Source organism: Rhizobium sp. 3T7 (genome assembly GCF_020166565.1).
GTDB lineage: Bacteria > Pseudomonadota > Alphaproteobacteria > Rhizobiales > Rhizobiaceae > Rhizobium.
In genome coordinates this window covers 341,757-355,786 of the sequence record NZ_JAIQXS010000004.1, presented here as the reverse complement: position 1 = coordinate 355,786, position 14,030 = coordinate 341,757, and the positions used below count along the sequence as shown (strand labels likewise).

The 14,030-nt window shown below is 59.4% G+C and carries 14 protein-coding genes and 1 pseudogene; 10 read left to right on the top strand and 5 right to left on the bottom strand.

Features of this window, described 5'->3' with window-relative positions:
- The first annotated feature begins 662 nt into the window (after nt 1-662).
- Nucleotides 663-2,012: a chloride channel protein gene (locus K9B32_RS09005; RefSeq protein WP_224561596.1), complete on the top strand. Its 1,350-nt coding sequence runs from the start codon at nt 663-665 to the stop codon at nt 2,010-2,012.
- 114 nt (nt 2,013-2,126) lie between these two features.
- Here K9B32_RS09005 and K9B32_RS09000 read toward each other — a convergent pair.
- Nucleotides 2,127-2,240: pseudogene (locus K9B32_RS09000) on the bottom strand (DoxX family protein); the annotation flags it as partial.
- Here K9B32_RS09000 and K9B32_RS08995 point away from each other — a divergent pair.
- Nucleotides 2,189-2,431 carry a hypothetical protein gene (locus K9B32_RS08995; RefSeq protein WP_224561595.1) on the top strand — a complete coding sequence of 81 codons (243 nt, stop codon included), beginning with the start codon at nt 2,189-2,191 and terminating at the stop codon, nt 2,429-2,431. The pseudogene K9B32_RS09000 and the gene K9B32_RS08995 sit on opposite strands and share 52 nt — an antisense overlap.
- Nucleotides 2,432-2,434: 3 nt before the next feature.
- On the opposite strand, the gene K9B32_RS08990 is transcribed toward K9B32_RS08995, so the two are convergent.
- From K9B32_RS08990 to K9B32_RS08975, 4 genes are all read right to left on the bottom strand, one after another.
- A complete protein-coding gene (locus K9B32_RS08990; RefSeq protein ID WP_224561594.1) occupies nt 2,435-2,917 on the bottom strand; it encodes a DUF302 domain-containing protein in 483 nt (160 codons plus the stop codon).
- Nucleotides 2,918-3,038: 121 nt separating this feature from the next.
- Nucleotides 3,039-4,241, bottom strand: a complete 1,203-nt coding sequence (locus tag K9B32_RS08985; RefSeq protein WP_224561593.1) for an MFS transporter — start codon at nt 4,239-4,241, stop codon at nt 3,039-3,041.
- 92 nt (nt 4,242-4,333) lie between these two features.
- Entirely contained in the window at nt 4,334-4,834 is a 501-nt protein-coding gene (locus tag K9B32_RS08980) for a cupin domain-containing protein (protein ID WP_224561592.1), read from the bottom strand.
- A 190-nt stretch (nt 4,835-5,024) separates the two neighbouring features.
- Nucleotides 5,025-5,921 carry a LysR family transcriptional regulator gene (locus tag K9B32_RS08975; protein ID WP_224561591.1) on the bottom strand — a complete coding sequence of 299 codons (897 nt, stop codon included), beginning with the start codon at nt 5,919-5,921 and terminating at the stop codon, nt 5,025-5,027.
- A gap of 176 nt (nt 5,922-6,097) precedes the next feature.
- Here K9B32_RS08975 and K9B32_RS08970 point away from each other — a divergent pair, with 176 nt between their 5' ends.
- From K9B32_RS08970 to K9B32_RS08935, 8 genes are all read left to right on the top strand, one after another.
- Nucleotides 6,098-6,928 carry a 3-hydroxybutyrate dehydrogenase gene (locus K9B32_RS08970; RefSeq protein ID WP_224561590.1) on the top strand — a complete coding sequence of 277 codons (831 nt, stop codon included), beginning with the start codon at nt 6,098-6,100 and terminating at the stop codon, nt 6,926-6,928.
- Nucleotides 6,929-6,965: 37 nt separating this feature from the next.
- A complete protein-coding gene (locus K9B32_RS08965; protein WP_411969688.1) occupies nt 6,966-8,039 on the top strand; it encodes a patatin-like phospholipase family protein in 1,074 nt (357 codons plus the stop codon).
- A gap of 223 nt (nt 8,040-8,262) precedes the next feature.
- Nucleotides 8,263-8,532 (top strand): DUF2282 domain-containing protein, encoded by a 270-nt coding sequence (locus K9B32_RS08960; RefSeq protein ID WP_224561589.1) that lies wholly within the window; start codon nt 8,263-8,265, stop codon nt 8,530-8,532.
- A 37-nt stretch (nt 8,533-8,569) separates the two neighbouring features.
- The gene (locus K9B32_RS08955; RefSeq protein ID WP_224561588.1) at nt 8,570-9,601 is read left to right on the top strand and encodes a DUF692 domain-containing protein; all 1,032 of its coding nucleotides are present in this window, start codon (nt 8,570-8,572) and stop codon (nt 9,599-9,601) included.
- Nucleotides 9,591-10,373, top strand: coding sequence for a putative DNA-binding domain-containing protein (locus K9B32_RS08950; RefSeq protein ID WP_224561587.1), 783 nt, complete (start codon nt 9,591-9,593; stop codon nt 10,371-10,373). The genes K9B32_RS08955 and K9B32_RS08950 overlap by 11 nt, the downstream gene beginning before the upstream one ends.
- A gap of 13 nt (nt 10,374-10,386) precedes the next feature.
- Nucleotides 10,387-10,857, top strand: coding sequence for a DoxX family protein (locus K9B32_RS08945; RefSeq protein ID WP_224561586.1), 471 nt, complete (start codon nt 10,387-10,389; stop codon nt 10,855-10,857).
- Nucleotides 10,858-10,869: 12 nt separating this feature from the next.
- Nucleotides 10,870-12,180, top strand: a complete 1,311-nt coding sequence (locus K9B32_RS08940; protein ID WP_411969695.1) for an NAD(P)/FAD-dependent oxidoreductase — start codon at nt 10,870-10,872, stop codon at nt 12,178-12,180.
- A complete protein-coding gene (locus tag K9B32_RS08935; protein ID WP_224561584.1) occupies nt 12,170-14,026 on the top strand; it encodes an adenylate/guanylate cyclase domain-containing protein in 1,857 nt (618 codons plus the stop codon). The genes K9B32_RS08940 and K9B32_RS08935 overlap by 11 nt, the downstream gene beginning before the upstream one ends.
- Nucleotides 14,027-14,030 lie beyond the last annotated feature (4 nt).

The following is a 14,030-nucleotide window of genomic DNA, read 5'->3' as shown; positions in this document are numbered from 1 at the left end:
TTGCCGCCATTGGCTCGTGGAGCGGGAGCGTCGGAGAGCACAGTGCTGCAATCGAGGCCGCCACTTGCGGGCGAGCAATCGGCGAGGCGGCCGAACGGGAAGTCTTTGTCCGGTGCATGCAAAAGTGGACGGTGAATGGCGAACTGCGGCCACCGGCGCCCTCCAATATTGGGGGCGGAGTGTGACTCGTCGGGCTCGCTGTGCCACACGGCGTCCATCGTCTCATCGTCCGGTAGGGGGCGATAGACAAAGCTGCCTATTTCGCCCCGTCTCGGACAATGACTTCATGCCCATTTACAGACTTTGTCAAACGCCTTTGCGCCGGGCATGCGTAGACTTGAAAAGCCGCGTCAGATCCACCCTCGACCGATTGGCAATTGCATTTCTGGTATTGGTGGCTGCCACTCGGTTTGGGGTTGGCTTGGCCGGCTGGCTCGGCTGGTTCTGATCATGTCCCATTGATGGTCGCGCATCCAATGCGGGTTGTTCCTCTACGGGGGGCTGAGTGCATCGGTTCGCATTGAAACTATTCTTTCCAGCCGATAGGAAAGCACTAGCCCTCGTTGCTCCTTTCAGCGAGGCTGACCGCTAAATCCATCTCGGACTTCACCTTGCGCCTGCCAATCAAATTGGGTTGGTGTCATCGACTGCCGGAATTATCCATGCCTCCCAGTTATCGGAAATCCAAACTGCTCCGCCGTTCCCGCGTTTTCTGGGGGTCGTTTGCGCTCTGGCGGCCGCGGCTGGTATTCTGGTGTGGGGCCTTGGCGATCGGCGTTATCAGCGTGGGATTTGCAGAGCTGGCGGATCTGGCGCAGAAAGCGTTGATGACGGTCACGAGCTCCGGTGAATGGGCGTTTTTTCTACCACTCCTTATCACACCGATCGGCTTTGTTCTTTCTACCTATCTCGCGGCGACGCTATTCCCCAACTCGCAAGGAAGCGGCATTCCGCAGGCCATTGCCGCGCGGCACCTCCATGACGAGCCGGACCGTTCGCGGCTGCTGTCGCTGCGGATCGCGTTCGGCAAAATCGTGCTGACGGCGCTCGGACTTTTTTCCGGGGCTTCGATCGGACGCGAGGGGCCGACGGTTCAGGTCGGCGCGTCGATCATGCTCGCCGTCGCACGTTTCGGCGGTATGGCGCAAGCACGCGGGCTGATCCTGGCGGGTTCCGCTGCCGGGATCGCCGCCGCGTTCAACACGCCGCTTGCCGGTATCGTCTTTGCAATCGAGGAGATGAGCCGGACCTACGAGTCGCGGGCGAACGGGTTGGTGCTGACGGCGGTCATCCTATCGGGTCTCGCTGCCCTGGGCCTGTCCGGCAGCTACAATTACTTCGGTTCGGCCTCGGCAGCGCCGGTGCAGCTTGCCGATTGGGGTCTTGTCCTCGTATGCGGCGTTGGGGGCGGCGCGCTTGGCGCAGCCTTCAGCGGTTGTGCCCTGCATTTCGGCCAGCGCGTTCGGCGCTGGGCGCAACCGCAGCCTTTGAAGCGCATGCTATTGCTGGCGGGCGCCTGTGGCGTCGCGGTCGCGGTCGTCGGCATCGTTTCGGGTGGCACGACCTTCGGGACCGGTTACGATCAGGCAAGGGGCGCCGTCGAGGGGCGGGCGCTTCCACTGCTGTTTTTCGCTGAAAAGCTGCTCGCCAGTTTCCTGTCAATGATTTCCGGCATTCCCGGTGGCATATTTGCGCCATCGCTCGCCGTCGGCGCCGGCTTCGGCAGCACGATAGGATCGCTGCTTGGCAGCAGCGTAGCACTCGCGGCGATCCTCGGGATGGCCGGTTACTTCGCCGGCGTCGTACAGGCGCCGATGACAGCCTTCGTCATCATTCTCGAGATGACAGGAGACCATGAGGCCGCCATTCCGATCATGGCCGTCTCGATGATCGGCTATGTGACGTCGCGCCTTCTGTCACGCGAGCCCCTTTATCATGGCCTTTCGCGCGTGTTCATCGCCGCGACCATCCGCGCTCGAAGGGCGATAGAAAAGGAAGGCGTGACCGAATAGGCGGTATTCGGAGAGATCGAGACCTTCGATGTTCGGCAAGCGGTCCGTCGTCAGCAACACCTCATTCGCATCGATCGTCATCTCCAAACAGCGCGAACAGGTTGCAACCTCAGGTCATCTGAGGCGGCGCATGACCAGCGGATCAATTGCGATCCTGCCCCCGCCGAACACGACCAATGCCAGCACCATCGCCGCCCAGGGCAGATGGAAATTCGCCCAGCCATCTGGGCGTCGATCAGCAACCGATCGCCGGCGGCGTCGACGGTCTCGTCGCAGCCGGCAAGGTGGATCTTGCCGACCAACTCAACCGGGAAACGGTCGATATACGTGTGGTGGCATCGAGCCGGCGGTTCACCGCCATCCTCGGCTATTTCTGCTCTGGGATCGGCCTGGACAAGCGCTATCTGATCCAGGCCTAACTGTTATTTTTGAACCGATGCTGTGACGGATTTGATGACTTCCGTCGCCATATTGAATTCCTTCTTGCGGTTGTGGATGCCATGGCGCTCAGCGATCCAGTCAAAATTCGTATAAGCGACATGAACGGAACCGTCTTTCGCCTGATAGACCAAAACACGGACCGGCCAGTCGAGACCCGAAAGCGGATTGGCGGTTATGAATGTCGTCCCGAGAGCAGGATTTCCGAACACGATCAGGCGGGACGGCCTGACGGTATTTCCTGCGGCATTGCCGAGCCCTGCCTGATCGATGTCATCGAAAAGCGTAATTCCCTTTTGGGCAACACTTGTCTTGATCTTGGCGACGGTCTCATCGACCGAATATCGGCTCGTGAGCGAAGTGATGCCATCGCGCGTTCCAGCCAGCGCCATGTTGTCCGGTAGTACACCGATGGCGACCAGGGTCATTGCCATGGCGATGAAAATCATGCTGCTTGATCTTAACATTGGAAAGTCTCCTCTTTTCCATGTTGGTGACTGTGCATCCGAGACAATGACGGCAATCGAACGCGATTGGTAATGCCGTTGAGTGACGGTTTTGATGAGCAGGAATTATGACCCCGGCGGGTCAAGCGGGCGCCGTTAGCGAGCGTGCAAACAGTGTCGCGAGGAGCAAGGCCGCAGCGAGCGCCACAACACATCCGTCCCAACCGAGGTTGTCATAGATCTGGCCGAGCACGACACTGCCTGTCAGGCCGCCGGTGTAGTACGACGCAAGATAAATTCCGCTTGCGCCGGCCTTATCGATGATCGCCCTTTGTCCCACAACGCCTGTCGCCATTGCCTGCGCCAAAAAGGTTCCGATCGCGACCAGCGCCAATCCGGTCAGGATGATCGGAAGGCTGGTACTGAATAGGGCAACAAGACCCACGATCGCCAGCCCGAGCGTCAGCACGATCCCGTGCGTCGACCCGAGACGGCGCGACATCCTGCCTGCAAAAGGTGTCGTCAGGATCGAAGGGACGAATACCAGGTACACGAGCCCCAGTGCCATGGGCGCGACGCCAAGCTCGATGAGCTGGAAATTGATGTAGGTGTAGGTGCCGATGAAGACGAACAGGATCAGGAAACCGATTGCAAAGACGCGCCTCAAGTCGCCGTCCGCAATGTGCCTTATCCACGCTTGCCCGACCGGCGTTGCCTCGTTGTTTGTCCGCATCGTTCGTGCGGCGCTCGTGAGCGTGAACCAGACCAGGACGGCACCGATCAGATTGAGCGCCGCAAACATCATGAAATTCACCGATAACCCGCCAACGCCTGCAACTGCCGCGGAAAGAATCCGGCCAAAGAGATTGCTTGCGACATTGCCCGTGACATAGGCAGCGAGCGCACCCGCTGTCTTGCTGGTGGAGAAATGCTCCGAAAGGTAGGCGATGGTCAGCGTGAATGCGGTTGACATGCAAAGTCCCTGCAGGACGCGCAACAAAGCAAAGACGATGATATTGTCCGTGAAGGCAAGCATTGCGGTGGGTACGGAAAGCACCGCAAGGCTGATCCAAATGCCTTTGCGGCGATCGATGTTTCTTCCAAATAGCGCCACGGCGAGGCCAGCAATTGCCATGCCGAATGTGCTGGCGTTGACCGCAAATCCCATCGTGGCGCGACTGACCCGGAACCTGTCGACCAACGACGGCAGTACGGCCTGGGCGGCAAACAGGTCGACGAGCGTCAGGAATGCGATCAGCGCGACCAGACCGAAGCGCCAGCTATCTGTCCTGGCCGCGGGGAGGGACGGTTCATGTGCGCGCAGTGAATGTTCGATATCTGTCATCGTCATCGCCTTCGGGAAGTCGGCGTTTCCAGCCGTTATGCCGGAAACGCCACGGGTAGCTCGATCGTTTGCTCCGACTATCGGGCAAATGATCACATCGACTCGTCCTTTTGCGTCTCGGATGTCAGGATGTCGGCGGAGTAGAGGATCGCCGGGACCTTGCCGTTGTTCTTCCACCAGTGAGCGAGATGGCCGAATTCGGCGGTAACGTCACCCTTCTTGTGGAGGATCGGAACCTTGCACGTACTGCGGTATTCTGTGATCGAGCCAGAAGCGACGAGGATATTAGCCGGCCGCGTCTCGTGCGAGTGCCACGGAACGATGCCGCCCGGCTGGACAACGAGCTTGCGCATACGAAGCGTGCTGGTCTTCCAGGCCTCGCCCTTTGGCGAGAGATCGATGGCCGAAATGACCTCATCCGTGACCGCCTTGGGCATCATCGGGCCGGGCGTCATCGCATCCTCGGCGACCTGATTGGCAGGGCAGTTTCCGGCAAAGGCCGAGCCGCCCGACAAGGCAGCTCCGAAGGCCGTAGCAGCGAGTGTAAGAGTGGCCGTGAGCGCGAGGCTGTTGGTTTTCCGATTGAGGTTCATTGCAGGGTCTCCTTGTTGGAGCCCGGCAGGAGAATTCGTGCCGGGCATACAGGGAGAATGGTGGATGGGGGCATTGGAGGGAAATGCCGCCTGTTTTTGAATTCCATACCCTCAAGCTATCGTGGAAGGCATGACGCGGGGACATGCGCGCGCGGGCGCTAGTCTGGAGGGTATCGACAATCTGTTTGTATCAATGCAGGCGGTTTGCGGAAGCGGCCCATCCATAGGACTTCACTGCGCCGACAAACGTAGAAACGGCCGGCGAAAACCGCCGGCCGGCAACGGTAACCAGACACACTTCGCGCGTGACTTCCGGCTCGGCCACCGGGCGAATTTGGAGGCCGGGAATGACCGCGCTATATTCAGGGATGAAACAGATACCCAGTCCGCCAGCCACCATATTCTGGATCCAGTCTTCGCGCTCGCTCGAATAGGAAACGAGTGTCTTGACGCCCTGCGCATCGCAGAGATCCGACAAATAGTCCCAGTATTCGCAATTGACCCTTCGAAGGTAAACCTCGCCGTCGATTGCTGCGATCGGCACGGCATCGTATTTGCTCAGGCGATGACCGGCGGGAAAGGCCAGCATGAAACGTTCTCGAAAAAGCGAGGTCACGTCAAAGCGCTCTGGGAAACATTCCGCCGTCGACATCAGCGCGACGTCGATTTCGCCGTTTTCGAGCAGGTCGGAAAGCCTGGAGGGAATGCCCTCGATCAGCTGCAACTGGATGCCTTTGTGGCGCATATTGAAGTCGGTGAGCAGGCCTGTGAAGCGGCGCGGTCCAATCGTGCACATGATGCCAACCTTCAAATGCGCATCGCTCAGGCACAAGAACCGCGAGGCTTCGGCGCGAACACCCATCAACTCGTCTTGAACCTGCTGGAATCGTGGCCTGAGCAGATTGCCGAGGTCAGTGATGTGCGTGAGGTTTCGTTCGCGTCGTAAGAGAAGGCCGCCAACCTCGTCTTCGAGCTGCTGGATGGCGCGGCTCAATGCCGGCTGCGTTACATTGCACTTTTGTGCCGCGCGGGTGAAATTGCGCGTCTCGCATACGGCGAGAAAGTACCGGATATGATGAATATCCATCTCTGCCCCCAGGATTGATCGGTCCTAAAGCGCCAATTGTCGCCGGCCCCCGCGTCTCCATCCAATGCAATCGGTTTATCAATTCCATACCACACTGGCATTTCTAATGTGAAGCACGGCGATCCATTGTGACTTCGAAACGCCGTGGGGCGTTGCCGATTGCAATGGAGATGGAAATGTTGAACGCTCTTGTTTCAGAAACAGGCCCTATGAACGGCCGCAAGCCCCTGGAGGGGCGTAGCGCGATTGTCACCGGCTCCACCAGCGGGATCGGCCTGGGTATTGCGCAGGCGCTCGCCAGAGCCGGAGCCGCAGTCATGTTGAACGGCTTTGGCAACCCGGCCGACATTGAAACGCTGCGTTCAAGTCTCGCAGATGACAATGACATTGACGTCGCCTATGACAGTGCCGATATGTCGAGCCGCGATGCCATCCTGATGATGGTTGAGCGAGCGGCAGCCCGTTTCGGACAGGTGGATATCGTCATCAACAATGCCGGCATCCAGCATGTTGCTCCGATTGGCAAGTTCCCAGCTGAGAAATGGGATGCGATCATGGCGATCAATCTGAGCGCCGCTTTCCACCTAGTTCAGGCCACCTTTGATGCGATGTGCACGAGGGGATACGGTCGCATCATCAATGTCGCCTCTGCCCATGGCCTGATCGCATCGCCATTCAAGTCGGCCTATGTCGCCGCCAAGCACGGATTGGTGGGCTTCACGAAGGCGATCGCCCTTGAGGGGGCGGAATTCGGCGTGACGTCCAATGCCATCTGCCCGGGTTACGTCTGGACCCCGCTCGTCGAGCACCAGATCGATGATCAGGCGACATCGAATAATATCGCGCGCGACGCGGTCATCCGCGATGTCTTTCTAAAGAACCAACCTACGAAGCGCTTTGCGACGGTCGAGGAAATGGGTGCGCTCAGCGTGTTTCTCTGTGGCGACCTCGCCGCATCGATGACAGGGGCAGCGATTCCGGTCGACGGCGGCTGGACCGCGCATTGATCCTGTCGAATTTCCGAACGATCTCCTGGAGGCAAGCATGAACAAGCACGTGAAAACCGATAGCGGCAATCAGCGCGCGTCGTCGATCTCCGGGCGCGTGACGCGGATGATCAATCTGGCGCTTCAGGGAGGCGGCGCCCACGGCGCCTTTACCTGGGGTGTTCTTGACCGCCTGCTCGACGAGCCGAAACTTTCATTCGAGGGCATCGTCGCGACCAGTGCGGGAGCCATGAATGCGGCCGTCATGGCCTACGGGCTCGCGGAGGGTGGTCGAAGTGGCGCTCAGGCAGCGCTAGCCAATTTCTGGCGGCGCGTCAGCCATGCGGCCGCATCCGGACCGTTGCAGCCGACCATGCTCGATAGGCTCACAGGCTCAAAATCATTGGAGTTCTCCCCAGCCTTCGTCATGTTCGACATGATCACCCGGCTGATGTCGCCCTATCAGTTCAATCCGTTCAACGTAAATCCCTTGCGGCAGGTTCTCGAACATTCGATCGATCTGGGTGCAGTGCGAATGGCCCGTTGTCCGGTCAAGCTGAGCATCTGCGCAACCAATGTGCGCACAGGCAAGGTCAAGGTATTCGGAAATGATGAACTTTCCATCGATGCGGTAATGGCATCAGCCTGTCTGCCATTTCTGTTCCAGGCGGTGGAGATCGACGGGGAGGCTTATTGGGATGGAGGCTACATGGGCAATCCAGCTCTCTTTCCCCTTATCTACGGATGTGACACGCCTGATATACTGGTCGTTCACATCAATCCGATCGAACGCACGGAGCTGCCGCGCACAGCGGGCGAGATACTCAACCGCATCAATGAGATAAGCTTCAATTCCTCGCTGCTTCGTGAAATGCGCGCCGTCGCCTTCGTAACGCAACTGATCGACTCCGAGATGGCGCTCTCGAGGAATTTGAAGCGGATCTATGTACATGGGATTTCCGACGACGACACGATGAAGAATCTCAGCGTATCGAGCAAGCTCAACGCCGACTGGGGCGCGCTCGTCGATTTGCGGGATCGTGGTCGCGAATGTGCCGATGACTGGTTACGGACCAATTTTGATGCCATTGGCAAGCGCTCCACCGTCGATATCCGGGAGCGTTACCTCTGAGCTGGCGCAAAGCTTCGCTCAATGCGTCACCTCGCTAGTTTTGGCGTTCCGCATCTTAAGCCCCCGTTCATCATCGAACGGGGGCTTTTTTGTTCGCGACGCATACAGCTTGCCTATCGAAACCATGCCCACACAGCATTTCAAACAGCGACACGCTTCTGGGACACTGAGCTCAGTCAAGTCGATAGGCGGCTTGATGACCAACGAACCCAGGAGATTTCTCATGAATGCCACACGCCTTCTGATTGGCTCAGCTGTTGCCGCCGTTGCGGCGATGTCCACCTCTGGCGCCTTTGCCGGCCCGGCTGCGAAGCCGGATTTCTCGTTTGAGAAGTGCTTCGGAGTCGTCAAGGCCGGCCTGAACGACTGCCAGACTGCGACCCATTCCTGCGCCGGCACGTCCACGGCCGACAACCAGGGCGATTCCTGGATTTACGTCCCCGCCGGCACCTGCGGCAAGATCGCAGGCAGCAGCACCGCACCCAAGGCATGACGCCGCAAACCCCTCATACAATCTGAAAGGACGACCAATGTCCAAGATATTTCCGAGCAATCCGGTGCCTGACGCCGCGGGCATTGGTCTTCGCTCTCAACACATCCCTGAAATGCTGACGCGCCGCCCGTCCGCCGGATGGCTCGAAGTCCACGCGGAAAACTACATGGGCCATTCCGTTGCAGCTGACGCACTTGAGAGGCTGCGGGAAAGCTATCCTTTGTCCGTTCATGGGGTTGGTCTTTCCCTCGGCAGTGCTTCCGGTCTCGACAGGGATCACTTGGAACGCCTGCGTAAGGTTTGCCTGCGCTTTCAGCCGAGCCTGGTTTCCGAACATCTCGCTTGGAGTGCGGCGGATGGTGCCTATCTCAACGATCTTCTGCCCCTGCGCTACGACGAAGAGGCGCTGACGATTGTCGCCGGAAATGTTCGCCGCCTGCAGGATACCCTGCAACGCCGGGTGTTCATCGAAAACCTGTCGGCCTACATCGCCTTTGAAAATTCGACGATGAGCGAGGCGGAATTTCTCGTTGAGCTCGTTCGGTTGACCGATTGCGGTCTGCTTCTCGACGTCAACAATGTCTATGTTTCGGCCTCGAATCTCGGGTTCGACTCCAAGGCGTTTATCGACCAATTGCCGGCGCAGGCAATCGGTGAGATCCACCTGGCAGGTCATGCCATCCACGAGGTGGATGGCGACACCGTTCTGATCGATGATCACGGTTCACGCGTGCCTCCGGCGGTCTGGTCGCTCTATGCCTATGCTCTTCGCAAGATCGGTCCGCGACCGACCCTGATCGAATGGGATGCCGATCTGCCGTCCCTGAACGCGCTGCTGGGCGAGGCGATGTGGGCCGATATGATGGCCCAATCCATCACCTTTGAATCCCGGCCGATCTCGCACAGTCCTGCAGCGCCGGAGAGCCGGTTCGAGGGCATGGTTCTTCCCATGACGGGCACTCGCGCAAAAGGGCAGATTCCAATACCGGCGCTCGCCGCCCTGGCGACGATCACGCCCTCCGTGTTTGCCACCAATTCAGCTACGGGGAGGGCAAAACGTGTTGTCTAACCAGGCCCTGCAGAGCATCGTCGCGCAATCTGTTCTTCACCCCGACGACTGCGATCTCGAACCAATCCTGCGCAAGGGGGCATATGACCCGCTTCGGCGCTTCAATGTCTATCGAAACAACACGCTCGCATCGCTGACGGCAACTCTTGTCGCTGTCTTTCCGGTGACACTTCAACTGCTTGGGGAGAGCTACTTCCGTTACGTCGCCAGTATTTTCGTGAGGACCGATCCGCCGACGGAGGCACGGCTTGCCCGCTATGGCAGTACCTTCGCCGATTTCCTCGCCCGCTTCGAGGATATCCGGGCGATGCCTTTCATCGCCGATACTGCACGCCTCGAATGGAAGATCGCCCAGGCGCTCGACGCGCCGGTGCTGCCGGCTTGCAGCCCGGCCCAGCTTCAATCTCAAGAGAACGACAGGTTGCCGATACTCCATCTTCAGCCCTCACTTCGTCTGCTGCTGAGCCGATGGCCGGCGCTGAGGATCTGGGCGGCCCATCAACCCGACGGGGATATCGCGACCCTTGCAACAATCGGGCGCGAGCCAGAACGGATCGTCCTCTGGCGCGACAAGGAGGCTGCCCGCTTCCTGCTGCTCGACGCCGCCCGCTTCGCGTTCCTCTACACGTTGAATAAGCGTGGCGATCTCGAGGCCGCCGTCATGCGTGCTCTCGTGGCCGATCCACAATTAAACGTCGGCAGCGCCCTTGGCGCGCTGTTTGTTGACGGCCTCGTCATTCGCATTCGACACACAAGACCTGAAACCGATTGAACAGGAGGATGCCATGACCATGATGACACACCACTCACTATCTCGAACTGATGGCGCCGGAGTGTATCGGCGCCTCCTGGGGCTGGCCGATCGCGTGCCATTGTCGCTCGTCCAACTCGTGTCACGTCTGGCGGTCGCCCAGGTTTTTTGGCATTCGTCGCAGGCCAAGCTCGCTTCCTGGCCGGTGACGGTTCAGCTCTTTACCTTCGAGTACAGGCTGCCGGTCATCGATCCTGGCGTCGCTGCCGTGCTTGCAACTACCGCGGAGGTTAGCGGCTCGATCCTGCTGGCGTGCGGCCTGTTCTCCCGGCTCGCCTCCCTAATGCTTCTCTGTGTGACCGCGACCATCCAGATCTTCGTGTACCCCGGCAATTGGAGCGAGCATCTGACATGGGCGGCTCCGCTCCTGCTGATACTGGTGCGGGGCGCCGGCGCCGTGTCGATAGACCATCTCGCCGCACGCCGGTTTCTCAGGGAGCGCTGAGCTATGGCTATCCTGACGCGCGAGGATCTGGGCTGTAAAATAGCGGCGCTGACCGCGCCGAACACCGCAGGTGAGACGCGACGGCGCGTCGTTATTCTCGGGGCAGGGTTCGGTGGCCTCGCAGCGGCAATGGCGCTCCGCCGCGCCGATGTGGAGGTCACCATAATCGACCGGCGCAACTACCACCTGTTTCAGCCGCTGCTCTATCAAGTGGCCACCGCAGGGCTTTCTCCAGCCCAGGTCGCCATGCCGATCCGTCGCATTCTGTCCAAGCAGGCAAATGTCACAGTCCTCATGGCACGGGTTGAAGGAATAGACACCGCCGCCCGGACCGTTCAGATCCTGAGCCGCGACGTTTCCTACGATTATCTGATCATCGCCACTGGCGCCCGTCACGCTTATTTCGGCCGTGACGATTGGGCTGAAACAGCGCCTGGCCTCAAGACGATTGCCGATGCGACCGAGATGCGCGCCCGTATCCTGTCGGCATTCGAGAGAGCGGAAGTATCCGATGATGCAATGATGCAAAAGAGACTACTGACCTTTGTCGTCATTGGTGGTGGCCCGACCGGTGTCGAGCTCGCCGGTGCCATAGCCGAACTCGCCCGCAAGGCAATTGCCAGGGATTTTCGAAGGATCGATCCATCCTCTGCGCGCGTCGTGCTGATAGAGGCGGGCGATCGGGTCCTGCCTTCGATGCCGCCGCTGCTCTCTGAAACGGCCAAGCATCAGCTTGAAAAACTTGGTGTCGAGGTTCTGCTGAAAACGCCGGTGAGCCGATGCGATGCGATGGGTGTTGGTCTGGCGGATGGACGCCAGGTGGACGCCGATTGCGTTCTCTGGGCGGCCGGCGTGATGGCATCGAAGGCCGCCAAGTGGCTGGCCGTGCCGGCGGATCACGCCGGCCGCGTGAGGGTCGACGAAAATCTCAACCCGCCCGGTCATCGCAACATCTTTGTGATCGGGGACACGGCAGCAGTCTCAACGTCCGACGGGAAGTTGGTGCCTGGCGTCGCACCGGCGGCAAAGCAGATGGGCCAATACGCAGCGCGGGCAATCCTGAACTGCATGGCTGACCGGCATTCCGGCCCCTTCCGTTATCGCAACCTCGGCAATCTTGCGACCATTGGCCGTAAGGCGGCTGTTGCCGATTTCGGCCGCCTCAGGCTTTCAGGCTTTTCAGCATGGCTCGTGTGGAATCTCGCGCATCTCTGGTTCCTGGTCGGCTTTCGTAACCGTGCGGTGGTCTTCATGGATTGGGCCTTCGCCTACATCCGTTACGACCGCAGTGCACGCCTCATCACTGACCGCCATGAACGCTGACATCCTGCCACGCGTGAAGATGGGGCGCGCCGTAACGGGCCTGCTCTTGCTGGCTGTGTTATCGACGGCCACGCTGATCCATCTCATCTGGTACCGAACCGCAACGGCAAACATCGACACCGTGGTCGCCAGCCTCGAAGCACAGAGCGCGGGTGCAGTCCGCAACGAACTCTCCTCAAACTTAGCGCTGGTTTCGAGCACCGCCGAAATCGTCAGGTCCGTCCTATTTCAGGGCGCGATCAAGGCCGACGATGAGGTAAAACGTGAGTTTCTCTTCTTGTCGCTCCTGCGCGAACAGCCTGCGATCGCCTGGATCGGCTTCGGCTTCCCCGATGGCCGATTTTTCGGCTCCCACGCGACGCCTGATAGCCGTATCGAGATGGTCGAGATTGGAAAAGCACGTCCAGGAGATCCTCGCCCCCTTCGGCGTGACCTGTACAGGCCTATTCCCGGCGACATTTTCTTTGAAAACCGGCTGACCGCAAAGAGCGCCTACGTCGCCGAGGGGTCGCCATGGTATCGGCTCGGCAAGGATAGCGCCGAATCTGCCTGGAGCGTGGTCAACATCCTGCCAAACGGATTTGAACCTGCAATTGTCGTGTCGAAACGGGTCGAGGTATTCGGTCGGCTCGAAGGCGTCGTCATGGTGGCGGTCAGTCTGCAGCGATTGTCCAAGACGCTTCAGGCGCTTAACGTTGCCAAGGGCAGTAAGGTTTTCCTTCTGGCAAAGAACGACATGGTTTTGGCGACCTCGGAGCCGTCGGACGAGATTATGGCCGCGCATCTGGCAGATTTTCCGGCTTCGGACGCGCTGGCCACAACGGTTGCCGCAGCAGGCAGGCAGAATGACAGTGGTGTATTTCGTGCGCTTTTGGATAATGAGACGCTCGGCCCGGTGTTCGTATCCTCGACCAGGCTTCCGTTCGAGGACTGGAGGTTGGTTACTGCTATTCCGCGGTCGACATTTGCGGGCGATATCGACAGCAATACCCGGCGGGTTCTGTTCATTGTCACTGCAATCGTGATGCTTGCCGCAATTGCAGCCATCCTGTTCGCGAGGGTCCTGTTTGCGCGACCCTTGTCGCGGCTTGCCGAGCAGCTGAGCCTCATAGAGCGGTTTGAACTTGATAATGTCCGTCATACCCCGACTTTGTTGGCGGAACTCAACGATTTCTCCCTTGCCTTAAAGCGGATGGCGAGAGGACTTTCGGCATTTGCACGGTTTATGCCGCTCGACGTCGTCCGCCCGCTTGTCGAAGGCAACATTGAGCCAAAGCCCGGCGGCAAACTTGTCGAGATTACGGTGCTTTTCGCCGACCTACCCGGATTTACAGAGCTCACCGAACAGCTTGGGCCAGGTGTTGAGCCGAGTCTGACCCGGTTCTTGACCTTGTCGATTGCCGCAATCCACGCTGAGGGTGGTACAGTCGACAAGTTTATCGGTGATGCCGTGATGGCCTACTGGAACGCGCCAAATGCCGAGCCGAACCACGCCCTGCGGGCCTGCCGTGCCGCCACCGCGATCCGGAATGCGATGCATGCCTTACCTCCGATTGCGCCAAGGCATGATGCCGTTCGCGTGCGCATTGGCGTCAACAGCGGAGTGGCCCTCGTTGGGAATATCGGCTCGTCAGAGAGGCTGAGCTATACCGCTATCGGGGATGTGGTCAATCTGGCGAGCAGGCTTGTCGGCGTTGCAAAGGAGAATGGCGTGGAGATCGTGCTCAGCGACATGACCCTGAAGAAGACGAATGGAGAGTTGACGACGCGATCCCTGGGCTCGGCAACGATCCGCGGAAAGGCGTTGCCGGTTCCTGTTTACACGATTGACCAGCCAACGCCTTGAGCAA